The 24,121-nt window shown below is 44.1% G+C and carries 23 protein-coding genes and 1 pseudogene; 9 read left to right on the top strand and 15 right to left on the bottom strand.

Annotation, left to right across the window (positions count from 1 at the left end; all coding sequences use genetic code 11):
• The first annotated feature begins 117 nt into the window (after positions 1–117).
• Positions 118–1,215 (top strand): calcium:proton antiporter, encoded by a 1,098-nt coding sequence (locus tag OX890_RS06610; protein WP_126491270.1) that lies wholly within the window; start codon positions 118–120, stop codon positions 1,213–1,215.
• Between the two features lie 405 nt (positions 1,216–1,620).
• Here OX890_RS06610 and pbpG read toward each other — a convergent pair whose 3' ends face one another.
• From pbpG to OX890_RS06590, 4 genes are all read right to left on the bottom strand, one after another.
• Complete coding sequence (gene pbpG / locus OX890_RS06605) at positions 1,621–2,586, bottom strand: D-alanyl-D-alanine endopeptidase (protein WP_126491269.1); 966 nt, start codon at positions 2,584–2,586, stop codon at positions 1,621–1,623.
• Between the two features lie 395 nt (positions 2,587–2,981).
• On the bottom strand, positions 2,982–3,473 hold the full coding sequence (locus OX890_RS06600; protein ID WP_107402531.1) for a GNAT family N-acetyltransferase: 492 nt from the start codon (positions 3,471–3,473) through the stop codon (positions 2,982–2,984).
• Between the two features lie 178 nt (positions 3,474–3,651).
• The gene (locus tag OX890_RS06595; RefSeq protein ID WP_006082861.1) at positions 3,652–4,371 is read right to left on the bottom strand and encodes an LrgB family protein; all 720 of its coding nucleotides are present in this window, start codon (positions 4,369–4,371) and stop codon (positions 3,652–3,654) included.
• Positions 4,372–4,373: 2 nt separating this feature from the next.
• Complete coding sequence (locus OX890_RS06590) at positions 4,374–4,808, bottom strand: CidA/LrgA family protein (RefSeq protein ID WP_126491268.1); 435 nt, start codon at positions 4,806–4,808, stop codon at positions 4,374–4,376.
• 122 nt (positions 4,809–4,930) lie between these two features.
• On the opposite strand from OX890_RS06590, the gene OX890_RS06585 reads away from it, so the two are divergent.
• Positions 4,931–5,821, top strand: a complete 891-nt coding sequence (locus OX890_RS06585) for a LysR family transcriptional regulator (protein WP_011847625.1) — start codon at positions 4,931–4,933, stop codon at positions 5,819–5,821.
• Positions 5,822–5,828: 7 nt separating this feature from the next.
• On the opposite strand, the gene OX890_RS06580 is transcribed toward OX890_RS06585, so the two are convergent.
• Complete coding sequence (locus tag OX890_RS06580) at positions 5,829–6,647, bottom strand: hypothetical protein (RefSeq protein ID WP_232005153.1); 819 nt, start codon at positions 6,645–6,647, stop codon at positions 5,829–5,831.
• A gap of 432 nt (positions 6,648–7,079) precedes the next feature.
• On the opposite strand from OX890_RS06580, the gene OX890_RS06575 reads away from it, so the two are divergent.
• Genes OX890_RS06575 through OX890_RS06565 form a run of 3 tightly spaced genes read left to right on the top strand, consistent with a single transcriptional unit; the run spans position 7,080 to position 9,220 of the window.
• Entirely contained in the window at positions 7,080–7,814 is a 735-nt protein-coding gene (locus OX890_RS06575) for a basic amino acid ABC transporter substrate-binding protein (protein ID WP_115017319.1), read from the top strand.
• A gap of 7 nt (positions 7,815–7,821) precedes the next feature.
• On the top strand, positions 7,822–8,502 hold the full coding sequence (locus OX890_RS06570; protein ID WP_006082866.1) for an amino acid ABC transporter permease: 681 nt from the start codon (positions 7,822–7,824) through the stop codon (positions 8,500–8,502).
• Entirely contained in the window at positions 8,495–9,220 is a 726-nt protein-coding gene (locus OX890_RS06565; protein ID WP_126491266.1) for an amino acid ABC transporter ATP-binding protein, read from the top strand. Before OX890_RS06570 ends, OX890_RS06565 begins: the two co-directional genes overlap by 8 nt.
• Positions 9,221–9,921: 701 nt before the next feature.
• Here OX890_RS06565 and OX890_RS06560 read toward each other — a convergent pair.
• Complete coding sequence (locus OX890_RS06560; RefSeq protein ID WP_006085905.1) at positions 9,922–10,374, bottom strand: Lrp/AsnC family transcriptional regulator; 453 nt, start codon at positions 10,372–10,374, stop codon at positions 9,922–9,924.
• Positions 10,375–10,475: 101 nt separating this feature from the next.
• Here OX890_RS06560 and rarD point away from each other — a divergent pair, with 101 nt between their 5' ends.
• A complete protein-coding gene (rarD, locus tag OX890_RS06555; protein ID WP_268650293.1) occupies positions 10,476–11,210 on the top strand; it encodes an EamA family transporter RarD in 735 nt (244 codons plus the stop codon).
• Here the strand turns inward: rarD and OX890_RS06550 are convergent.
• From OX890_RS06550 to rimJ, 4 genes and pseudogenes are all read right to left on the bottom strand, one after another.
• Positions 11,146–12,305, bottom strand: a protein-coding gene (locus OX890_RS06550; RefSeq protein ID WP_268649517.1) for an IS3 family transposase whose coding sequence is annotated in 2 segments (ribosomal slippage) — positions 11,146–12,056 and positions 12,056–12,305 — 1,161 coding nt in all. Because the reading frame shifts where the segments join, the coding sequence is not laid out codon by codon here. The two genes, rarD and OX890_RS06550, sit on opposite strands and share 65 nt — an antisense overlap.
• Before the next feature lie 543 nt (positions 12,306–12,848).
• On the bottom strand, positions 12,849–13,988 hold the full coding sequence (locus OX890_RS06545; protein WP_232005152.1) for a hypothetical protein: 1,140 nt from the start codon (positions 13,986–13,988) through the stop codon (positions 12,849–12,851).
• Between the two features lie 237 nt (positions 13,989–14,225).
• Positions 14,226–14,703: pseudogene (locus OX890_RS06540) on the bottom strand (transposase); the annotation flags it as partial.
• 44 nt (positions 14,704–14,747) lie between these two features.
• Positions 14,748–15,287: a ribosomal protein S5-alanine N-acetyltransferase gene (gene rimJ, locus OX890_RS06535; RefSeq protein ID WP_259520714.1), complete on the bottom strand. Its 540-nt coding sequence runs from the start codon at positions 15,285–15,287 to the stop codon at positions 14,748–14,750.
• 128 nt (positions 15,288–15,415) lie between these two features.
• Between rimJ and nfsB the strand changes: the two genes are divergently transcribed.
• The 3 genes from nfsB (at position 15,416) to OX890_RS06520 (ending at position 18,168) form a co-directional block, all read left to right on the top strand.
• Positions 15,416–16,069 carry an oxygen-insensitive NAD(P)H nitroreductase gene (gene nfsB / locus OX890_RS06530; protein ID WP_259213515.1) on the top strand — a complete coding sequence of 218 codons (654 nt, stop codon included), beginning with the start codon at positions 15,416–15,418 and terminating at the stop codon, positions 16,067–16,069.
• A gap of 346 nt (positions 16,070–16,415) precedes the next feature.
• A complete protein-coding gene (locus OX890_RS06525) occupies positions 16,416–17,060 on the top strand; it encodes a DNA-J related domain-containing protein (protein WP_006082872.1) in 645 nt (214 codons plus the stop codon).
• A 352-nt stretch (positions 17,061–17,412) separates the two neighbouring features.
• Positions 17,413–18,168 carry a DsbA family protein gene (locus tag OX890_RS06520; RefSeq protein WP_268650292.1) on the top strand — a complete coding sequence of 252 codons (756 nt, stop codon included), beginning with the start codon at positions 17,413–17,415 and terminating at the stop codon, positions 18,166–18,168.
• Between the two features lie 177 nt (positions 18,169–18,345).
• Here the strand turns inward: OX890_RS06520 and OX890_RS06515 are convergent, their stop codons facing one another.
• The 5 genes from OX890_RS06515 to OX890_RS06495 form a co-directional block, all read right to left on the bottom strand.
• Positions 18,346–18,873 (bottom strand): cytochrome b/b6 domain-containing protein, encoded by a 528-nt coding sequence (locus OX890_RS06515; protein ID WP_268650291.1) that lies wholly within the window; start codon positions 18,871–18,873, stop codon positions 18,346–18,348.
• 119 nt (positions 18,874–18,992) lie between these two features.
• Entirely contained in the window at positions 18,993–19,514 is a 522-nt protein-coding gene (hemG, locus tag OX890_RS06510) for a menaquinone-dependent protoporphyrinogen IX dehydrogenase (protein WP_071940224.1), read from the bottom strand.
• 216 nt (positions 19,515–19,730) lie between these two features.
• Entirely contained in the window at positions 19,731–21,356 is a 1,626-nt protein-coding gene (locus OX890_RS06505) for a di-heme oxidoredictase family protein (RefSeq protein WP_268650290.1), read from the bottom strand.
• 155 nt (positions 21,357–21,511) lie between these two features.
• Positions 21,512–22,672 (bottom strand): imelysin family protein, encoded by a 1,161-nt coding sequence (locus tag OX890_RS06500; protein WP_268650289.1) that lies wholly within the window; start codon positions 22,670–22,672, stop codon positions 21,512–21,514.
• A gap of 41 nt (positions 22,673–22,713) precedes the next feature.
• Positions 22,714–24,120 carry a hypothetical protein gene (locus tag OX890_RS06495; RefSeq protein ID WP_268650288.1) on the bottom strand — a complete coding sequence of 469 codons (1,407 nt, stop codon included), beginning with the start codon at positions 24,118–24,120 and terminating at the stop codon, positions 22,714–22,716.
• Position 24,121 lies beyond the last annotated feature (1 nt).

Genomic DNA, 24,121 nt, shown 5'->3' with positions numbered 1-24,121 from the left:
ACAGCGATCTAGCTCAAATAATTATCCTTAACCCCAAATCTAAAAGAAGTTTCATGCAAAGTGTGCCATAACAAGTGTCTATACTAACGGCCTTTTTTCGCTTTGGACAAACTGCCTATGAAGACATTTATGAAAGACGAGTTCGCCCTGCTACTGGGAATACTGACCTTAGTATTCTTCAAAACCGGTGGCGATAGCCTACTCGCCGATGGCACTGCGCTCTCGACCTATATTCCTGTATCACTCGCCCTATTAGGCGTTGTAACTTGGGCTATCTTCTCAGTGGTGCGCCACTCTGATGCGCTAGCAATTAAGCTTGGCGATCCCTATGGCACCTTAATCTTAACCCTGTCGGTGATATCACTCGAAGTGGTGATGATCTCCTCCGTGATGCTGACAGGAGAACCTAACCCTGTGATGGCGCGCGACACTATGTTCGCCGTGGTCATGTTGATTATCAATGGCTTAGTGGGATTCACCTTATTACTTGGCGGCTGGCGTTACCACACCCAGCTTTTTAATTTAGATGGCGTAAAATCCTATTTGGTCGTCATTATCCCCCTCGCCTTACTCTGTTTAGTGCTGCCCAATTTTACCGAAGGCGGCACTATCGGCAGCATGTCTAAAGCCATGTCTTGGATGCTGATCATTATTTCTATTCTGCTCTATGGCGTATTTTTAGTTGTACAAACCAAGAGCCACAGTCATTTCTTTGTCGATGCAGACCATGAAGATCACGAGGAACACCACGGCATATTACGCAGTAATGCCTATCATACTGTGCTATTGATTGGTTACTTGCTGGTGGTGATATTATTGGCAAAAACCTTAGCCATGCCAATCAATTACAGTGTTGCGACCTTAGGCGCACCCCAGGCATTAGGTGGCTTTATCGTGGCCTGTTTGATCTTGTCACCCGAAGCGGTGGGCGGATTTAAGGCGGCGTTAAACAATCAATTACAGCGGGCGATGAATCTGTATTTCGGCTCAGTACTCGCCACAATTGCCCTTACCGTTCCAGCAGTTTTAATTATTGGCGACGTGATAGGTCAAGAAGTGCATTTAGGCTTGTCAGCCGCCGACATGGTGCTGTTAATCACCAGTTTAATGGTCTGCAAGGTCAGCTTCAGCAGCGGTCGCACCAATGCCCTGCACGGCGCAACGCATATAGTGCTGTTTATCGTTTACTTGTTCTTAATGTTTGAACACGCCTAAATCTTCTTAAATCCAAAGCCGAGCGCGACTTATTTGCGTCTCGGCTTACGTTTTTCTCATCAAGTCTTAACCTCAGCAAGAACACAAACCAGACTAAAGCACCGGCAACAAACTCAATATACATCCAAGCGAGTTTATTGCCATTACGGGCCTCAGATGACCCAAATGTGGGCATAAAAATCGTTGGGGGTTCAGCTTGATAAAGCGGACTTTTTTGTGCTGCGTTGAGTCAATCTCTATGGTAACAGGCTTAACGCCACGGGGAATTTACCAAAATCATCAAGGAATTACAGCATTAAAAAAGCCAAAGGCCAGATGGATTGCTCATCTGGCCTTTGGTTTTTTTAGTCTTTATAAAGCCGTTAAGGCAAGAGATATGCTCCTGCTCGACTTCTAGGTCAAAGCCTAGGTCTCACTCAACTTAGCTAATTGCTGCTGGCTACGCTGTTTCTTATATTGCTTAGCTTCGGCTGGGATCGGGGTGACTTTGCCTGTCTCTAACCAGTTACGTAAACGGTTTGCATCGGCGATATGGGTGTATTTACCGTAGGCATCGAGTACCACAAAGGCCACTTGGCGTTTTGCCATTTCAGTGCGCATCACTAAGCAATGCCCCGCTTCGTTAGTAAAACCGGTTTTGGTGAGATGGATATTCCAGTTATCTTTATAAACCAAACGGTTAGTGTTGCGAAAATCTAAACTGTATCTAGGTTTAGCAAAGGTGACCGTCTTTTTCTCGGTCGAACTCAATTGGCCTAGCATAGGGTAACCTTCACTGGCCTTAAGCAGCACAATTAGGTCGCTGGCGCTGGAGACGTTTTTGTACGACAAACCAGTCGGCTCAACATAACGGGTATTCTTCATGCCCAGTGCTTTAGCTTTGGCATTCATCGCCTTAATAAAGGCTTTATGACCACCGGGATAATGGTGGGCAAGGCTCGCTGCTGCGCGGTTTTCTGATGACATTAAGGTCAGCAATAACATGTCTTTACGGCTAATTTCACTGCCGATACGCACTCTAGAATATACGCCGCGCATTTCTTTGGTGTCGTTAATATTAACCGCTAACTTTTCGTCCATTGCCAGCTTTGCATCTAAGGTCACCATGGCCGTCATCAGCTTAGTCACTGAGGCGATGGGCACCACTGCATTAGGGTTACTCGAATACAACACTTCATTGGTTTTAAGGTCGACCACCATAGCGCTACTCGATGCCACTTCTTGCTGTTTTGCAGGTGCTTTTTTAGCGGGTGCATTTTTGCTGGCATGTTTAGTAGTGACAGAGGCCGAATCGGCTGAATGCGCTGTCGCGACAACAGTGAGACTGCTGCATACAAGGATAAAACTACTGAGCAGAAAACGGATCTTCATTTAGATTTCACTGAATAGATAAGGGATCGATTGTGCTATGGCACAAGGTTTGGCTAAGTATAGGAGTTCTACCGTGAAAGAAACAGAATGCAATTAGACTTTTATCTGCAAGATCAGCAGTTTCTCCTCAATTTTTATTATGTAAAACCAGCTTAACCTGTCACTAATCTTGAATAATCAAGCGGCTAGATCCAGCCTTTTGATTTACTACAGCGACTACGTCTTTAAAAGAGGGTTTTGGCAGTAGAATCATTGGCTATAAAAATAATGGACGACTTTTTGCACTTTTAACAAAAGCGGCTGCAGTTCAGGGATTTTAAGGATTGGAAGACGTGATTTATGGCGTATAAACGCATTAACATACGCCATAAATGCCGCGATTGTGCCGTTATAAGCTAACGTAAAACAAATTCGAGCAATGCTTCAGTATCTTGGCTCTCTTGAATTAATTGACCCGTCAGCACAAACCCGTGTTTTAAGAGGACTCGCTGGGAGGCCAGATTATGCTTAGCGACTTCGGCAAAGAGTGGTCTCGCACTCACTAAAGGCAAGAATTGCGCTAAGGTTTGGGTCGCGATGCCTTTGCCCCAGTAGTCACGGTCAATCCAATATCCTATCAGCGCTTGCCCGTCACTGTGCCAATGGCCTATGTTGCCCACAAACTTGCCATCAAAATCGATAGCCCTTGCTAGCACATTGACTTGCCCTAGAATATTCCCATGCCAATGCTTAAAAAACGCTTCCCGATCCCTTGGCGGAAACTGAGCAAGCTGATTAGCAATAGGATCGCTTTGATGGGCAAAAATGGCCTCAAGATCAGTTTCATCAACTGGACGTAAACTCACGCTTAGTTGTGTTTCTAACGGTTTATCTCGCTCATTAGACATCTGTAATCATCCTGAATACTTTGTATTTCAACTGGGTACAGCATGCCATATTTAGGACGGGTCACAAGCAAAAAAAAAGGCGCATAACTGAGAAGGTGTTAGCGCCCGAAGAGGCAAATTTGCCAAAATTGAGGTGTGTAAATTCAAGCCATAAAACTCACACGATAGAATTCAAAGCCTAGATAAAGATCAACGCAAAAACGGGGGCGCCTAATACCATAGCGATACCAATAAAAATCATCGTTAAACTGGCAATAACGCCCTCTTGCTGGCCGATTTCAGTGGCTTTTGCCGCGCCAGCACCGTGGGCCGAGGCGCCGAGTGCCACACCTTTACCTAACGAAGTACGAATCCGCATAAATTTGAATAGTGGCTCGCACACCAACATACCAATCACGCCTGTGATTAACACCATCATGGCCGTCAACTCAGGTACGCCGCCAAAGGCACTGGTGGCCTCCATCGCAAAAGGCGTCGACACCGAACGCACCAGCAAACTCTTAGATAACTCCACCGGCAGAGGCACAAACTTCACCAGCAGCCATGAAGAAATCATCCCCAGAAATAATCCGGCCGTTACACCTAACCCTATCGTCAGCGGATATTGGCGGATCAAGTTACGCTCACGATAAATCGGCAAAGCAAAGGCGATAGTCGCGGGCGCTAACATAGCCATCAACCAATGGGTGTATTCAAAATAGGTTGGCAGCGGGATCTTAAGATTAAACACCAATAAGGTAATCACTATCGGCGCCAACACTATGGGCGCTAACCACCAGACTCTGTGGTACTTATAGAGACGCTTAGCGCCGAAGTAACAAAATACCGTCAGTAATAAACTAAATAGGGCTAATCCGGTCTGCGACAATACAAAATCCACCACTCTTGAGTCTGTCATAACTAAGCTGCCTTAGCGTGGCGACGGGCCTGCTTTTTGATGTTCAGTTGGCGCTCAAAACGAAACACTCTATCGACCACAAAGCCAGTACCAAACATCACGCACACACTGCCCATCACTAAGGTGAACAATATATTGGTACCGTATTGCTCAAATAAACCTTCGTACTTAATGACCGAAATCACAGGCGGGATAAAAAATAGCAATAACTCACCAATCAACCAAGCGGCGCCCAGTTGCACGGCATTTTCGGGGATGAGTTTAAAACCTAATAAAAATAAGAGCATACCTAAGCCAATCACACTCCCAGGAATAGGAGAATGTGCCCAAGTGGCGAACCAGTGACAAGCGAAGGACAGTAAACAGAAGAGGCCGATTTGGGTTAATAACAAAGCCCAATGTCGACACTGACGTATTGCGGCTTGTGGGAATGACATGATTTTCTCGGTTAGAACAAAGTTTTCTATGGGGCTATTCTAGGCTTGCTTATTTGATAAAAAAAATGAATATTAATAATGTAATACATGAATTTTAAGAATACATTTAAAGGTGAAGCCCAATGGACCTCAAAGTTATTCGCTATTTTATCGAAATCGTCGATGCCGGAGGCTTTGGTAAAGCCAGCGAAAAAGTCCATCTCACCCAACCTGCGTTATCAAAAGCCGTGCGCCAATTAGAGCAAGAACTCGATCTCACCCTGCTTGAGCGGGGTAAACGCGGCACCCAAGTCAAACTCACTCCCGCAGGCGAAGTCGTTTATCGACACGGTAAAGACCTGCTCGCAGGGCGGCAACGCATGCTCGCCGAACTCACGGCACAGCGCAGCTTAACTGCGGGCGAACTCAATCTGGGATTAGCGCCGCTCGGCAGCGCCGAGATTTTTGCCCCCATTATTGCTAAGTATCGCCAGCAATATCCGCAAATTGACATGCACTTGCTCGTCCGTGGCGGTGTAGAACAAACTTCGGCGATCCAAAAGGGTGAGATTGAACTGGCCACAGGGATTATCGATTTTGATGACGGCTATGATGGCATTCGGGTTTTTAACGATCCTATGGTAGTGGTGCTTCCCAAGGAAAATCCGTTATCCACCCGACAGATATTGTCGTTTAGCGATCTCAGCGCCGACCCTCAGGTGATGTTCGAAACTGAATACACTCTCTACCAATTAGTGCTCAATGCCTGCCGACACGCTGGATTTGTCCCGAAAAACATTACCCGCGTTAGCCAAGCCGATTTCGGTATTGCCTTAGTCGCCGCGGGCACTGGGGTGATGGTATTGCCGCGCTCTATCGCGCGGCGCTACAGCGTGCCCGGCGTCGTGAATATCCCGCTGGCGAGTGACGAGCTGCGCTGGGAGTTATCGCTCTTTTGGCGCAAAGACCAAGTATTGTCCTTTGCAGCTCAAGCCATGATCGCTTTAGTCGAGAAGCACTTAACTCATAAGTGACACTATGTTACCAAGGGATCACTAAGCTCAAACGCACTAGCGTATCGCTATCCCATGGCAGAATAGGCAAATACTCAGCCGAGTTAACATCGACTTTGGCATAGTGGTCTAAATTGTATTGCGTGTGCTCGGCGCTCAACACGAGCATGCTGTTAGGCCGCCAAAAATCGGTTTGGTAACTCAGCTCAAAGCGATATTGATTCTCTAACCATTTGCCCTCGTCTTGCCACGTCTGAGCGGCCACTTGCATATGTAGCTTAGGCGTCACATCCGCACCGACACTTCCCATAAAGGTATAAGCAAACGTACCGTTGCCAAAATCGCCACGATCGTAACCTCGGGTTCTAGGCACATCGTCATCGATTTCGAGATAGTAATAACCCGCTCCCGCCTTCAACTGGGCCTGTAATTGCTCCCCGTCAAAGTTAGCCGTCAGCCCAGGAAATACCTTAGCTTGTTTCTCCACCGAGCTAACGGTATTACGTTTGCCCTGTAAGTCGAACTGCCAACCCAATGAAAATTCTGGATTAATACGATACAACTCTCCGCTCGCAGCATAGGCAGACTTAAACCACACTGGGATGTGGTCAGGGTCGAGTTTATCGACATCTACGTCTATATAGGCATCCAGCGCCGCCGTCAGCAAAATATCGCTTTGGGTTTTATGTTCTAACAATAGACTCGCATTCACCCCTAAGGTGTGAGAATCCTCGACCACAAAATCATGGCTGCCTAAGCTGTAATGCCACTGAGTTTGCTCTTCGGCCTGCAGTGCACTCGATAAGCACAGGGCTAAACACACTAATGCTGAGTTGAGATAGTTCACTTTTGACTCCTGAAATATCGTTTCTAGCTTGATAATCAAATCAGCCAGAGGATTAAACTGCATAAAATAGGAATAACACCAACTAAGGTTGCCGTTAAAGAGCGGCTAAACTAGCCAATTTAATCGAAGAATAATAGGCGATAGTTCAAATTATGACACTCTCATTGAGAAGCCGCTAATAAACACCACAGAAGTACAGATAGCCAAAAACCTAACAGTAACAATAGTTATAGACCAAAGCACAATAATTCAACCCAGAGAAAACAACTTACACACAAATTTGTACAGGAAAGCAGCGCCCCTCAATCTTGCGACTGAAAACCGCAAAATAGAAATGAATTTTTAATCAAATTAACAGCATAATTATTGACACTTAATGCTCATCTGCCTATAGTCGCCACACTGATAGTGAAATCGATAAGAGAGTCTTAAATGAAAAAATCCATGTTATTAGGCGGCCTGACCTTAACTGCCACCTTGTTGTTAGCTGGATGCGGAAAAAGCGATGACGTGTTAGTCGTTGGCACTAATGCCGCCTTCCCTCCTTTTGAATATGTTGGCGGACAAAGTGGCGATGAAATCAAAGGCTTTGATATCGATCTAGCCAAGCAAATCGCTAAAGATGCGGGCAAGACGCTCAAAGTCGAAAACATGAAATTCGATTCACTGATCGTCGCACTCAACTCAGGCAAGATTGATTTTATCGCCTCAGGCATGACGATTACCGCTGAACGTCAAGCAAACGTAAACTTCTCTGACCCTTACTACGAAGCGACTCAAGTTGTACTGGTTAACAAAGATAACGATAGCATTCATACGCTTGAAGATATTAAAGGCAAACACTTTGCGGTGCAGTTAGGCACAACCGCTGACATCATGTCGAAAAAATATACCCAAAATATCACCGCCTTTAATACGGGTTTCGAAGCCATTATGGAACTTAAAAATTCAAAGGTAGATTTAGTGTTATTCGACAGCGAACCTGCCGCTAACTATCTGGCTAAAAATCCTGAATTAAAGATGATTAAACTGGATTTTCCTGCTGAGTTTTATGGTTTCGCCGTATCAAAAGAGCAGCCTGAACTGCTGGCTAGCATCAATAAAACACTGGCTAACATGAAAGCCGACGGCCAATATCAGACGCTCGTTTCTGCCCATATAAAGTGATATCAGCATGATAGACGCAATTAACAGCTCGCTGTTCAGCCCAATTGGCGAAGACGGCATGATAGGTATACTGCTGATATTAAATGGTTTGAAGGTGACGTTAATCGTCACTTTCTTCGCCATGTTATTAGGCGCAGTGTTAGGCATTGGCACCACTTTTATGAAGATGTCGTCTAAGTGGTATATCCGCTTCCCCGCCAATCTTTATGTCGGTGTTATCCGTGGCACGCCAGTGGTTGTACAGTTAGTGATCCTTTACTTCATCGTGCTTTCAGCCTTAGATGTCGATAAAATCACCGCCGCCATCATCGCCTTTGGTCTCAATAGCGGCGCGTATATCTCTGAGATTATCCGCGCGGGCATTCAAGCCGTCGACAAAGGTCAAACCGAAGCGGCACGTTCGCTCGGTTTATCCCAAGCGATGACCATGAAGTCGATTATTTTGCCCCAAGCGATCAAGAATATTCTGCCCGCTCTCGGAAATGAATTTATCGTGCTCCTCAAGGAAACCGCCGTTATTGGCTTTATCGGTGGCGTCGACCTTATGCGAGCCGGTGAAATCATCCGTAGCCGTACCTTCGAGGACAGTGTGCCGTTATTTACCTGTGCCCTTATTTACCTATTCCTGACCTACAGCTTCACGTTTGTGCTGTCGAAATTTGAAAAGAGGTTGAAACAAAGTGATTAAAATAACCAACCTGCATAAAAACTTCGGCGATAACAAAGTGCTCAAGGGCATTAGCGAGCATATTCGTCAGGGTGAAGTGGTGAGTGTGATCGGCCCAAGTGGCAGTGGCAAGAGCACCTTTTTGCGTTGTATCAATCTGTTAGAGCAGCCAAGCCAAGGCGATATCGAGATTGAGGGGCAATTGATCACAGCGCCAAATGCGAGCGTAGATAAACTGCGGCAGAAAGTGGGCATGGTGTTTCAAAACTTTAACCTGTTCCCACATAAAACCGTCATTCAAAACATCACCTTAGCACCCATCAGCCTAAAACTGATGACGCCAGCTCAGGCCGAAACGAAAGCCCTCGACCTACTGGCACAGGTTGGCTTGAGTGACAAAGCCAATGCCTATCCCGCCAGTTTATCGGGCGGCCAAAAGCAAAGGGTTGCCATTGCCCGTGCATTAGCGATGGAACCTGATTTGATGCTATTTGATGAGCCAACATCGGCACTCGATCCTGAAATGGTCGGCGATGTGCTAGACGTGATGAAAGACTTAGCGCTAAAGGGCATGACCATGGTGATTGTTACCCACGAAATGGGCTTTGCGCGCGATGTATCCGATCGAGTGATCTTTATGGACGGCGGTTATGTAGTTGAATCAAGCCCACCCGAAGAGCTATTTAGCCACCCCAAAGAAGCCCGTACCCAAGCGTTTTTAAGCAAGGTATTGCGCTAGCTTAAGCGGCTTTAGTCCTGTCCCTCATGCTCACTGCAGTGAATTTAATAAATGCCTGCAGTGAGTAAATGATTCAATTTAGTATCCCTACATTCAACGTTTATGACAAAGTCGAAATTAGACGAGTCAGGATACAATCATCTTTCACTACACCATAAGAACTATGCCTTGAATTAACAGGAATTGAACAAAAGCTAAATAGCTGTTTATCTGTTCAGGGAGTTTATTGTCATTGTTCTCCAGAGACACGCCGTGAATATGTCCTTATAGGCTCGACGGCGACATTCATGTCGCCAACGGTCACTGGTACCCAAAGCCAATTTTAACTACCAGTTTTGCTATATGTACGTAAAAAGCTAGTGGACATTTCCGAGTTAGACCCAAGCATAGTCGGAGGTTAACAACTGTGCTATTAAGGCTGGATGTCTCTGTATTCATTCGTCAGTTTTCGATTCATTAAACGAGTGCTAGCAAGCTTCGGGCATATACGTGATAGATCCCTTGCTTTCATCTGTAGATTTCGAATGACTAAAAGCATGGTGAAAAATTCGTGTTCAATTGCTTAGAACAGGGATTGTGGCAGAGGGGTCAACCCAGAATCTAGGCTAACTTACAGGAGCAATTAATGCTATCACAAGTGGATTAAAATTAGCTTCACGACTGGTAACTAACAGAAAATGCTATATATCTGTTCTGCGATATTACAACACATCCAAAGTCACCTTAACTCTATCCAGCACCACAATTGTTCTGAACCATTTTACGTTAGCATTATTGTGGAACATTTGATCACACAACTCTTGGAATCGTTGCATATGAGAAACTAGCAGCACCAACATAAAGTCGGCATCCCCTGTCACGTAGTAACATTGCTGAACTTCTGGACCAGAAAAGTCCTTTTTTAATTGCCGAAGCGAATTCATATCGTTTTTTTCAACCTGAACTTCAACAAAAATGGTGATGACTTTATTTAGCTTATCAGGATCTAAAATGGCGGTCGTAGATTGAATGTAACCGCTGTCTTTCAGCTTTTGAATACGACGCTGAACCGACGCCGTAGATAAATGAACGGCTTCCGCCAACTCCCGTAGAGGGGTTTGGCAGTTCAGTTGGAGTAACGCGAGAAGAGCGTGGTCGTATTTATCGAGCGACATATTGGCAGCCAAGTGAGAAATTTTATTGAAAATAGCATCAATTTAGAGAACTTATTTTAAAGGTAACATAATAAAATACAGCTAAATTACCTTTTTGCGTTATGGATGCTATGAAATCAATCTCCAATACCTCGCTCGGCATAAGTCTGAATGTGGCCGCATCGGCACTTTTTGCGTTAATGTTTGCGTATACAGCCCTATTGGACACTCTCAGTGGTGAGGAAATCTATGGTTGGCGCATACTATTCACGCTACCACTTTTAACCGTTTTTATCGGCGTGCAGGGGTACTGGTCGCAAGTCATCGTTATTTATCAGCGAATAATCCGTGAAAAGCACTTTTGGTTAACTCGAATAGCATCAAGCTTTTTAATCGCCATTCAGCTTTGGTTATTCATGTGGGCTCCCAGCAATGGATATGGCTTAGCGGTGTCACTTGGCTATTTTATTATGCCCATCACTATGGTGGTCGTTGGCCGATTCGCATTTAAAGACAAATTGTCACGAATGCAATTGATAGCTTGCCTGTTTGCATTAATAGGTGTGTTAAATCAACTAGTCATTTCCCAAACATTAGCTTGGCCAACACTTGCCATTTGCCTAGGATACCCAATCTATTTCTGGTTAAGACAAAAAACTGATACGAATAACATTGGCGGAGTATGGTTTGATATGATGCTCAGTGTGCCAGTGAGTATCTACTTTATCTTGAGTGGTGGCTATGTGATTGAAAGCTTAAGTCATAGCAGCTCACCACTATGGTTTGTACTGGTCAACCCAAACTGGACACTTTTACTTGAGAATTTTCAAACTCTACCGGTGACAGATCGTCATTAGCAGAATGCAGCCGCTCCAAGTTGTAATATTTCATGTAAGCAGTCACATCTTGCTTCATAAACTCCCTTGTTGGTTGATTAACTTTAAAAATCCAATCGTGTTTTAAGCTGCCAAAGAATCGCTCAACAACGGCATTATCCCAACACGCTCCCACATCACCCATGCTGGCTCGGATACCATAGCTCAATAGCAGCCTACCGAATTGCTTACTGGTATATTGCGAGCCTCGGTCACTGTGGAATACCAGCCCTCGCGCTGGTTGTCGCAGGTTGTAGGCTTTTATTAATGCCTTAGATATCAAATCTGTGGTCATGCGTTTATCTATGTGCCATCCCACAATCCGGCGTGAATATAAATCCATCACCACAGCTAAATACATCCAGCCTTCACCCGTCTTTAAATAGGTCACGTCACCCGCCCAGACCTGATTAGCCGATACTGGATTAAAGTTCATGTTTAACAGGTTATCTGCCACTGCATCTGAGTGTTTCCGCTGCGTAGTCACCTTGTAAGCACGTCGCTGGGTTGCTTTGAGTCGAAGGCGGTGCATAATTTTACGAACGAGATAGCGACCAACCTGGTAGCCTTCCTTGCGCAATTTTTTCACCATTTCACGATTCCCTAAGCTGCCTCGACTTTGCTTAAATAGCTGTCGAACAAGGCGATAAAGCTTCAGTGTTTCAAGGCTTATCACGTTTGCAGGGCGTTTATGCCAATCGTAATAGCCTGATTTGCTTACACTCATTACTCGACATAACAGTGCTACGGGAAACAGGTTGGATTGCCGTTTGATGAAACGAAATTTTACTTCATTTCTTTCGCAAAGAAGGCGCTGGCCTTTTTTAGAATTTCTTTCTCCATTCGTAATTCTTTGTTTTCTTTACGTAATCGTTTTAGCTCATCACGCTCAGACTCTTCTAAGGTGACACCTTGTTTCAGGGCTTGGTGTTTTTCCTTCCAGTTGTAAAGCAGGCTCGTGCTAACTCCAAGAGACTTTGCCGCATCGGCAACGCTATAACCTTGTTCTAGCACCATCAAGACAGCTTCATCTTTAAATGCCTGGGGATAACTCTTATGTGATTTCTTCAGACTCATATCGACCTCTTAATTTATTGACCATACTGTCTCAAAATTAAGTGTCCGATGGGATTAGACCAGAACAGTTAGCCATTGGCTTAGGTGCAATAAGTGCATTAGCGCTCGGGTTACAATCCTTATCTGCACCATACCTAAATCTAAGTCTTTTCGGGCTACTTATCTATGTCGAACCTTTACTATTATTGGTCGTTGCAATAATGCTTGGCGAAACCATCACCCCAGATGAATGGCCTACCTATATAGGAATTTGGCTTGCCGTTATTGTGCTGATACTAGAAGGGGGGCTTAGAGTGTTTAAATCGAAAAGCAGCCAAGTATGAAGCATAACAAGATTTGGCCTATAGCTGATTACGAATCAGTACTTGGCTGATACCGCTAAATTGAAATGGGGCAGAACCAAGTTAGGGCAATCTGTCAGATATTGTCACATCAAGGAAACGAAACTGACAGATTGAAAGCAAAAAATCTGGCCATCCATTTTAGATCAACATAATGCACTTTTGGTTTATCTACAACTTGTACGAGCTAAAATTGCTTAAATTAGAGCGTCACTACAAAACCACATTTAGCATCACTCAGAATTTTTGCAGCGTGAAGATTATGATCTCCTTCAGAATAAACCTTACCTTGCTCAACAAATGTTAGCAATAAAGAACCATCACTCAACCTATGTGGCGATACTTTTGCAATGTTGCCAACGCTTCTATTTACGACTAACTCTTCATTCCCTAATTTTCCTGAAGATGAAACACATCTTCTCCATAACGTAAAAGAATCATGTTCTTTGCTATCAATGGATGAATAATATACATCTACATTACCATCTTTACGTTGAATAGGACTTGCATCATGAACCTCTTCAACTCGCGTTGTGATTGGAATTGACTTTCCCCAATCATCTCCATTATTTGTAGAAAGTCTAAAATGAGTTCTCATTCCAGATTTCCCTTGCTCATCTGAATCATCAGCTTTACTAGTAAATTGAGTTTGGAATGTATAAATAAGCTCGTTTGATGAAAACATTGCTAACGCAGGCATTGCTCCACCACTTCCTATTTCTACAGGCTTATCAAAATTAATTCCATCATTACTTAAGCTGAATAATAATTGACAACATCCTGAATAGGGCTTTGAACGGTAAACTAACGCAACTTTACCGTTGTTAAGTAAATACCATTTGGGTGCACTTCCTGCTGCAATGGCTGTAGGTAGGGAAAGTAATTGTCTATTGACTAGTTTGTTATTACTTCCCCACTGAGCTCTATAGAGTGATGCAGGTTTATGATAAGTTGTTTCAGACTCAACAAAATATAACCATTCAACATTATTTATTTTAATGCTACTAACACCTGTTCTAAAATTAACTTGTTTATTATTTTCAAACTCAAGAGTCATGGGCTTTGATGACAAGATAGAAGTTGGAGTCAATTTCAGCTTACTATACCTGAGCTCACCAGCTTTCATATCATAATTATAAAAGTGTTCGTAAATAAGAGTTAAAGATTCATTGGGTGTGATAATGGCACTCATAATTTGCATCCCTTCTGGATGCTCTACTCGATAAATATCATCATTAGTTAATGGTAAATTACTAGAGTAAGAATTAACTGACAATAAAATAGCTACTATATAAAGTACATTTTTTAAAATTTTTAATTGATACGTTTTATCGATACACATGCCGAATCCTTGACAAAAAATCTGGCCATCCATTTTAGATCAACAACATAATGCACTTTTGGTTTGTCTACAACTTGTACGAGCTAAAATTGCTTAAAGTAGAGTCATAAAAAGTTGAAGGGCTAAAGCTGAGGCATAAAAATGAGCTAACTCATTAAAAATTGGTGTATTTAAGACATGCTAACCCACCCAATAAAACAAATAAGCAGTGATTAGTTTGGTTAAGCAGGATTACAGTTAGTTGCTGTGAAAGTGCTGACAGCTTGCCGCAAAGTGCTGTCGTCGTTTTTCTAAATGTTCGCAGTAATCGGTCAGTTCTTGCAGCGTACCCACTGGCCATGAAATAGCTTGCCAAACTCAGTAGTGAGCTTGAGCCAATTGTCATAGGGGATATTTAATCTTGTCAGTAACTTGGCGCTATTTTCACTGATAGCACCTCGTTTGTCGCTTCGAATAATTCGGCCAGTATCTTCCACCAATTCGAGGTAGTCCGTTAAGGAAAACGCAATGCCATTGGGCTGGTTATCACATTCATTACCGATAAAAGGCAGTAGATTTTTGGGCTGCTCACCTTTTAATGCGGCCCGAATGCGCAGCTGGATACTGGTATAGTCGAATTGTTCTGGCGTATCAGCCAGCTGGACTCTGATGGGACTTCTTTTAATAAAGAGTAATCAGCATAGGCCATACAGGCTAAAAGCTTTGCCTTAATCAACCTAAGCCCTATATCTAAAGCCAGATCATAACTTAGCACTAAGCTCATCCATTGATCTTTGCTGTCAATACGTGATCCCGCCATTGCCCTGCAATCATCAAGTAATCTCGAGCAAAACCTTCCTTTTCAAATCCTAGTTGCGCCAAAACCGCAGCACTGCGCTTATTTTCAGGCATATAATTTGCCATGATTCGATGAAGCCCAACTTCCTTAAACATGTAATCTATTCCTGCAGATAAGATCTCAGTCATCAACCCCTGCCCCTCAAATCTTTGCGAAATAGAATAGCCAAGGAAACAGGCTTGAAAAGCTCCGCGGGTAACGCCTGTAAAATTACAGATGCCTATGACTTCCTGCCTGTTTTTTGTCAGTGCGACAAACTTAAACTCACTACCATTGCTAAAAGCTTGCTCCGACGCAGTTAACGACTCTTGCCAATATTCAAGTGTTAAATACTGACTTCCACGAATAGGTTCCCAAGGCGCTAAATGTTGTTGATTATCTTGATAGTAGTTCAACAACAAATGCGCAGAATTCCTATCTAGCACTTCAATTAAGCTTCTTTGTGTTTCAATCATTTTCATCACTTATCCTAAATCCAGTTTCAAATTTTTTTTGAAACTAATACCTGTCTTGATCACATTGTTTTTTACTTGAACCTGCTTAAAATGCTGCCATTGAATTTGTATTCCTGATGATTTGGAGCTGTTACATGAGTGATTTAAGTTTCTTCGCCAAAAAACGTTACACCACTAAAGCCTTTGATCCAACAAAGACGATTCCAGCGGAAAAAATTGTAGACATCAAAACCCTACTGCAATTCAGCCCCTCGTCAGTTAACTCACAGCCTTGGCATTTTGTATTAGCAAGCACGGCCGAAGGTAAAGCTTTAATCGCCCAAGCAACCGAGAATTATGCGTTTAATACCCAAAAAATCCTCAATGCTTCCCATGTGGTGGTGCTCTGCACTCGCACTCAATTAGATGAAGCGTATTTGCTGCAAATCCTTGAACAAGAGGAAAAAGATGGCCGCTTAGCTAATGAGGAAGCCAAACAAGCCCAGCATAATGGCCGTTCTTTCTTCGCCAACATGCATAAATTTGAGATGAAAGATGCACAACATTGGATGGAGAAACAGGTCTATTTAGCGCTCGGCACCTTAATGCTCGGCGCAAGCGTGTTAGATATCGATACTTGTCCGATTGAAGGTTTTGATGCCACTAAAATGAATCAAGTCTTAGGCTTAAGAGAGCAAGGTCTATGTGCCTGCGTAGTTGTCGCTATGGGTTATCACGCAGAGGATGATTTCAACGCTAAATTGCCTAAGTCTCGCTTAGATCAAGAGGTGATTTTTACTGAAATATAGCCCTCATCTTAAGTGAATAATAAACATGCCCTTGATTTAATGTGATATAAACAAGGGCATAATTTTTTGCACCCTAGCGCTCTTCGCCGACAATATCCTAAAACCTGCCTGCTATTAACGGCTTATTTGCACAAGAAGCCATCTAAAGTAGGAGTAAACCACCACGGTATTGCTCTAAAATTCATCTTTGCCTACACTTTGCCTCTATGGCATGATTTGCTGCACAGTCCAGAACGGCATAGCTTAGTGGATCATCGTTTATCGTAGTTTCGAGTCATCTTTTTTGCAGCCCAGCGGTTTTATCGGCGCATTGGTCACACTCACAATTTAGGATGGGACAGTCAGTATGTTATTTGCCAAACCCTCGCTCACTGAAGAACCTCAATCGATTCGAGTTGCAAACACAAAGGGCGATAACCCACTGATTTGGCCGTTACTCACGGTTTTACAAGCCTCGAACCAAAGTTGGAAAATCCATCACTTAGCCACAGAATTACAAACTCAAGGGCTGATCCACCAGCTTGATGAAAATCCGGGTAACGATTTATTCAAACGTAACTTCCTGCTGATGAACGCCTTGTTTGAACTGCAGGAAATATTACTGCCAAAGCAATGGCTGCAAGTCAAAGCCATGGAAATCCAAATCTTCCGCTTAGTCCCATCAAACGTTAACCTTCTGATTATGCAAGATACTTCCCTACGTGAGTATTATCTCGATTGGAATAACTATGACACCAGCGAAAACGTAGTGCGTGAATTACTTGAAGCCTTCTGGAGCAATTATAAGAGTTATATTGGCTTAAATATCAATCTGATGAACAAGGGCAATGCACTGCGAGTTTTCGAATTAGACGAGAGCGCCACCGCCCGCGATATCCGCAAGCAATGGCGCCGTTTAGCACTCAAGTGGCACCCAGACCGACCCGATGGTGATGCGGCACGTTTTCGCGAGGTGTGCGAAGCGTGGCAGTCACTTAGGGACATTGCCTAAGCATTTCACCAGCGATAGTACCTGCCATTAATCAACACCTATCGAATAGTTACCTATCGACACCTATCGATTTAGCTGTGTGATCCTGTCTGCACTATTGCGACGCCAAGGCAACGCTAAAGTAAATCTTAGGTAAAACTTCCATTGGGATCACAGATTTAGCCCAGTCACGACGAGCCAATTCAGTCATAATTAAGCCTTTCCATTTAACCTAAACCTATGCGTCAACGCTGGCATTTTGGCTAGCTTAACTTCTAGGTTGAGCTCACTCTATCGCTTATGTTGGCCGTTAAATGTTGCCGATAACAACGACTGACACAGTGAATTCAATCCCACCGAATTTGAGGAAACTATGATTAAACAATTAGCCTTGGCTGTTACCTTAGCGATTGCGCCCTTGAGCAGCTTTGCCGCCAATTTTGTTGAAGGCACACATTACACTCAAATCTCGGCCAAAGCGACTAGCAGCGAACCTAAACTCACTGAATTCTATTCATTTTATTGTCATAACTGCTTCAACATGGAAACCAATTATTTGCCCGATATCAAGGCAAACCTCAACAAACAGATAAGTTTCGACAATAAGCATGTCGACTTTATGAATAGCGACATTGGTACCGAAGTAATGCGCTCCTTGGCCGTGATCCAAAGCCTTGATAACAAAGAAGCCTTAACCCATGCCATGTTTACCGCAATCCAAGGTGCTGAGGGCGCAAACGGTCACGATCATAGTGCACCAGGCCATCAACACGAGCCGCAAATTAATAGCCGTGATGACATCAAAAAAGTCTTCGCCCAATTTGGTGTCGATGCCGCTAAATACGACGAATTAGCCGATAGCAAAAGCACCGATGAAAAGCTGGCCCTGTGGCGCACTCAGCAAAATGAATTCAAAATCGACAGCGTACCCGCCTTTATCGTGAACGATAAATACGCAGTAAATTTAAACAGCATCAAAACCTTAGATGAGTTAATTGGATTAATTAACTATCTTGCCGTTGAGAAAGATGCCGCAGCCGCTAAAACCTCATCAGGTGGCAGCCTAGGCTGGTTATTTTTAGTCTTCGCCGCCGCGATAGGGGTGACACGTCAGCAACGTCTTAGCTAATTCCAAACACAAAGGTTCGTTTAAGGTACAAGCGTTAATCCAAGATACGCGCTAGCATAAAAAATGGCCTCCAAATTAGGAGGCCATTTTTATTCGCATTCGATACAAGCTTGCAATATGAGTACTTAATTCAATCGCCTATATAAACACAGTCACTTAGTGATATTTTCCAATCTATTATTGGTGAATAAAATCGAGAATATGGCTCGCCGCCAAGACTAAATGTACGATCAAGAAACCGATAAAAGCCTGCGCAAAAATTTGATGATAATCGCGCCACGCCATCGCCGTGGGTGTGCCTTGAAATAACAACCAAGCGACACCCGTAATCCCAGTCGCCACCAGCAGTAGCATCCCTATACCTTCGATGGCACTAAATAACCCTTTGCCTCCTGCGACGGGGAATTTGCCTTTTGTGAGCCCAACCATATCCTGTTTTAACTGCGCCCAATCGCCAGCTAGCCAACCAAAGTATTGGTGCCATTTACCATGCAAGGTATTGCTGAGTAAGAACAATATCCCCAGCACTGCGCACGCTACCCCTAAATACACATGCAAATAGTCCCAAAAACCGGCGTTATCGGGTATCCGTCGGCCCATAAAAATCCACGGGCTGGCACACACGAGTAAACTGCTCGATATCACAATCCACACATGCAGATACGCCATCATGACTCGGAACAAGGAGCTGAGTTTACTCATCATATTTTTCATCCTACTTAATGCTTCCTTTGCCCTTTGCGATGAATGCATTCGTGACGGCTTAATGAGCGCGAATAAAGTGGGCTAGGGGCAAAACGCGGCGCCGTGATTTAATGCCAAAATTAGGCGCGATGGATCTGCTCACCAAAATCAGCCACTTTCTGCCAATCCGTGTATTCCACATTCGTAACAGGATCCGTAGGCCCTTTAGTTAGCCACATGATGAAACGGATGATATTCCTATCTAAGGCGTTATAGCCTTGGTAATTCAAATTACCACCAAAAACTCGTAATAACTGTGGCCGCCAAGTGGTTTTACTTAAGAATGCCTGCATATAAGGATTAGTTTCTGGCGTGTTTTTCTCGGGCTTACGCGCCACTAAGCTAACGGAGAAAAAACCACTGACCTTATCCGTCAACACGGCTTGATGCTTTTCGATAAATTCGTACAAGCTAGGATTATGTTTACCATGGCGAATACTGGCGCCTATGATGATTTTATCGAACTCATTGAGCGCGGGAGCGGCCTTAATATCAGCGGTAACCACGTCATTGTCCAAGGCTGTTAACTGCTGCGCGAGCTTAGTTGCGATCTTTTGGGTCTGGCCGTGAACACTAGAATAAATGATGAGAATTCTTTTCAATTTAGCCTCGATTAATCCCAAGCAAAATAACCATTAAGATATTTCATATTAGGTGATTTACCCTGCAATTTACATGAAATAGATCACGGGCTTAGCCCCAAACCACTCAGGTATATGCGGTAGTTTTAGCAAGCTCACAAAAAAAGGCAAACCCTGAGGTTTGCCCATACTGAAATACAGTAAACAGGATGAATCGACAAATCATCCTGTCACGCTTTACAAAGACATTAAAAATGCAATGACTTGCTCACGTTCATTTTTAGATAAATTCATAAAGGCAATTTGACTCTTTTCAGCTTCACCACCATGCCACAATATCGCTTCTTCTAGAGTTGCGGCTCGTCCATCATGTAAGAAACCGGCTTGAGGATTAACCGTCTGAGTTAAACCTATACCCCATAGTGGCCTTGTACGCCATTCGCTTCCCGAGGCTAAAAAGTCTGGTCGGCCATCGGCGAGCCCTTCGCCCATATCGTGTAATAATAAATCAGTGAAGGGATATATCTTCTGTCCTTTTAAGCTATCACTCATGGCTCGTCCACCAATGTCGCCACTCGTTTTAGTGGTATAAGAGGGCACATGACAAGCGGTACAATTAAGTTGAGTGAATAATCTCGCCCCCTCTCTTACATTCGGTTGAGCGACATTCCGCCTTGCAGGAACGGCCAAGGTTTCAGCATAAAAAACAACAGCATCACTGAACTCAGCTCCGACTTCAGGCGCACCATTTTCATCTTCCCCTGTATCAATAAAACCTGTTCGAGTGAGATAAGCATCGTGTAGCGACGTACCTTTGATACTTTCATCGGGGAATAGAGGATTGGTTATGCCAATATCGCCACGCAGTGCACCTAAGGATTGCACCCGCACACTCGGGGTATTCGCCTTCCAGCCAAAACGGCCTAAAGACACAGGTTCTGGATCGCCCGTTTGTGCCTTCACAGCATCAAACACATAGTTCGCGCGCCCAGAAATACCGTCATGATTGGCATCATTTTCATCAACATGTTGCAAAATATCCGCTGCCGCAATCGCTTCGAGTAAACCTAAGCCAAATACTGGCATGCCATTACGCCATCCCATTAACACATCGTCTTGCAAAAGATTTGAGGTCAAATTGGGGCTTTGCTTAGTTTCGCCGGGCGCATCATAGGGGTTTTCCACTTCAAATAGCGGCTGCTTCAATAAGACTTCAGTACCGTCTGGGTAGGTCACTGACTTTGTTTCATAGGATAAGTAAACATCTGCTTGGCCAATAAACTGATTCTGCTGCCAATCACTACGTGCTTGCAGTACGCCTCGATGAAACAGTTGTCCACCGAAATCAGGTACTGGAATGGGGGCACAATAATCATTACTCACGTCGCCTTTAATACAGGCATCGTTGGCAGCCTTACTTATCCGCAAAAAGATGCCCGCATCCGATCCCAATTTAACTCGTGTCTGGCCCGTGCTGACTTGCGGAGTCGAGTTACGTCCATCGCGTTGATGGCATGCATTGCAGTTAGCATTATTAAATACAGGACCTAAGCCATCTAACTCAGGGTGTTCAGCGTTTGGCGCCGTGGTAAAAGAAGTCTCAAAAAACTTATCGCCCGCCATATGCAGCGCAAGTTCAGTCGCGGTTAGATTTACCGATGGTGTAGAGAAACCATGTCCTGAATTACCTGCATCAAAGGTTGTCGTTGCGCCGCCGCTGGCAGTGATATCCGTATATTCAGGATAAACAATGGGTTCAGGTATGGGTGTATCAACATCTTGTGCATCGCCACTGCCACCACAGGCGCTCAGCTGTAAACAGCCAATGAAAAATGCAGGTAATAAAACGTGTCTGTTATTCATCAAAAATCTCACACAAATAAAATGACAAAGCAGCAACTATGCAATTGCATCCTTGCTGCTTAAGACATAACTCACCAAACGGGTTCCGTCGTTTAGCGTCATTTCATGACAATGCCAAGAACCTCTATCGCCTTAGCATTGCTCTGAATATGAAATTAAGATTTCCAACGAGAAAGCAATGGTATGACATCAGACTCAAGTGTGGTTTTCAGCTTGGTCAAGGCATCCACAGCCACTTGAATTCGCGCCCTTCCCGCATCATCTTTAATCGCTTGGCGGAAAGGCTGTTGATTGCTGCCAGCAATAGCGCGGATCTTGATAATGGCATCATCGATTTCACTGCTAACACGTGTCGCTAAGTTCGCATCGGCAGCTGCTACGAAGTTAATGATGCCTTGACGATCACTGTTACCGGTGAACTCTCCTTGATATACATTTCGTACCCCAATGATGTTATTGGCAAAGTCATCTAATGAGTTCCAAGAATATTGCGACTCCACCTTTGAAGTATCAGCAGTGGCAAGGGAATCACCAAAGGGATCAGCAATCTTACCGTTACCGACCTCATCGACAATCGCGATCATGCCATTGATCAACTCTTCAACTACAGCCAATTGCGATGAGTAAATAGTATTGCCTGCTACACCGGGATTCTTCAGCAACTCAGCGTAAGGTTTAGCGTCAGTATCTTGCGGATTGTGGTTTATTTGCCAAGCGTCGTCGAGCTGCTTAGTGTAATCACGGAACACTTCGGCCAATGCAATAAGATACTCACGTTCTTTTGCTGTTAACTGACTGATAGGTTTAGTATTACCATTCACACCATCGCCGAATAATAAGAATTCAATGGTATGAAAACCTTGTACATCATCGTTCCAGCCCTTAATCGTCTCAGCATCAAAACCTGAATTAGAATTTAGCTGTGTTTGTAGATCGGTCGTATTAAGCGGCCAGCTATCAAGATGTGGATCGATACTGAGTGAGTCTACTGGGCCAAAAATATGTGATTCACCTTGCTCCCATGGTAAACGTGCCGCTTTCCACGCAGCTTGAGCTGCGTCTAAATCCGCTTGGGCTGTTGAGTTAGTGAGCTTCTGAGTCGCCAGTAAAAGGGCTTCCGCTTTCGCGGCTAAGTCCGCATAACCAGCCACGATAACGTCATCGGTCAAGTTAATAATCATCTCAGTGGCGGCGTAACTAAAGCGATTATCCGGCGTTGTCGGTGTTGTAGGCGTTGAATCATCCGATCCAGAGCCACCACAAGCTGCTAAGGTACTCATAAGGGCGATGGCTATTGCCGTTTTACGTAATGTCATAGTGCTTAATGTCCTATTTGTTCCATCAAAAATGAATGTGACTAGAGCGAAAATTGATAACCCACGCCAAGGGCGAAGAAATTAGTATCCGGAATGCTCGCGACGGCTACTTGTTGTAAGCCTGCTTCCGCTTTAATCACTATCTGTGGGATAGGAAAATAGTTAATGCCGACACTGGTCCAAGTATTTTCAAAACGCTTAGTCGCAGTGCCTGTTTCGACTTCCATCAAAGGATTGGAATAATCTATGTTGGCAAAAACGGTTAACGGAAGAGAGGTGAAATGATTCAAATCGATGCCAGCTTCAACAAAGAAAGCCTGTGACTGCGATCCCAACTGTGCGAAGTTACCGGGCCTTAAGCCTGGCGTTGTTTTATTTGCTTGAGTAATGGCATCGCTGTCGCTCAAGGTACCGTAGAGATACTGACCGCGTAAGATCCAAGGACCTTCAACATAAGCCGCTGCGACGGACACTATGCTAACTGTGCCATCCACATTGATTTTATTACTCTTGTGACGATTACCACTGGTATTGCCATAGTAGTAAGCGACACCAACGGCGGAACCTTTCTTAAAGTTGCCGTAATCTAAACGTCCTGCAAATGCTAAATCGTCGCCATTAACATGCTCGAATCGTTTTTGATGACCCGACGCTGCCCAATCATAGGTTCTAAAATATTCTGAATTGAGACCACTGATAATTTGGGCCTGATAGTGGAAATCAGCCATTTCACCATATATACCGATACCGTTTTCATTCCAAACGGCGGGGATCATGGCGGCTTCGCTTCGATGACGCATCACGGTAAGATATTGATTTGGTTTGTGCAGCATACTGGTCAAGCCAATAGGAACATGGATATTACCAAATTTAATACCAAAGGCTTTAGACGGACGATAACGCAGCTCAGCCTTTTCGATCATCACCTCTCCGCCAGCTTCGACTTCTGTTTCAAATTCACCGAACTCATCAAAACCATCGTATTCTAAAGCGACGCCGGTGCCGCCATGCTCATACTCTATTTCGACTTCCATGCTCCAAGCATCGGTAAATTGATAGCCGAACTCAGTTACAACACGTTCTAAATCGAAACGATTACGGCGCTCTGGTGTGGTGTCTTGGACGTTATCAAAGTACTCATCACTGGTATAAACGGCGGTACCGTAGGATTCAAATGAAAACTTGCTAAGTTTATCGGCGGCGGTTTCAACACGATCTACCGCGACACTGGTCTTAGCTTGATAGTCTGTCTGCTGAACTTGCTGCTGTTTCTGTTGCGCAGCTAATTCTGATAACTGCTGCTTTAATTCTTGTAATTGAGCCTCTTGCCTTGCGATAGCCTGCTCTAAAATCGCAGGGTCCGTCGCTGCCTGTGCAGTACAATTAACACTACCTATGAACGCAGTGACCATGATGGCCAATGAACTCAACTTTAACTCTGCTCTCATT

Origin of the sequence: Shewanella sp. DAU305 (assembly GCF_026802235.1) — a bacterium.
GTDB lineage: Bacteria > Pseudomonadota > Gammaproteobacteria > Enterobacterales > Shewanellaceae > Shewanella > Shewanella baltica.
The sequence above is the reverse complement of the archived record's forward strand: the minus strand, read 5'-3'. Positions and strand labels throughout refer to the sequence as shown.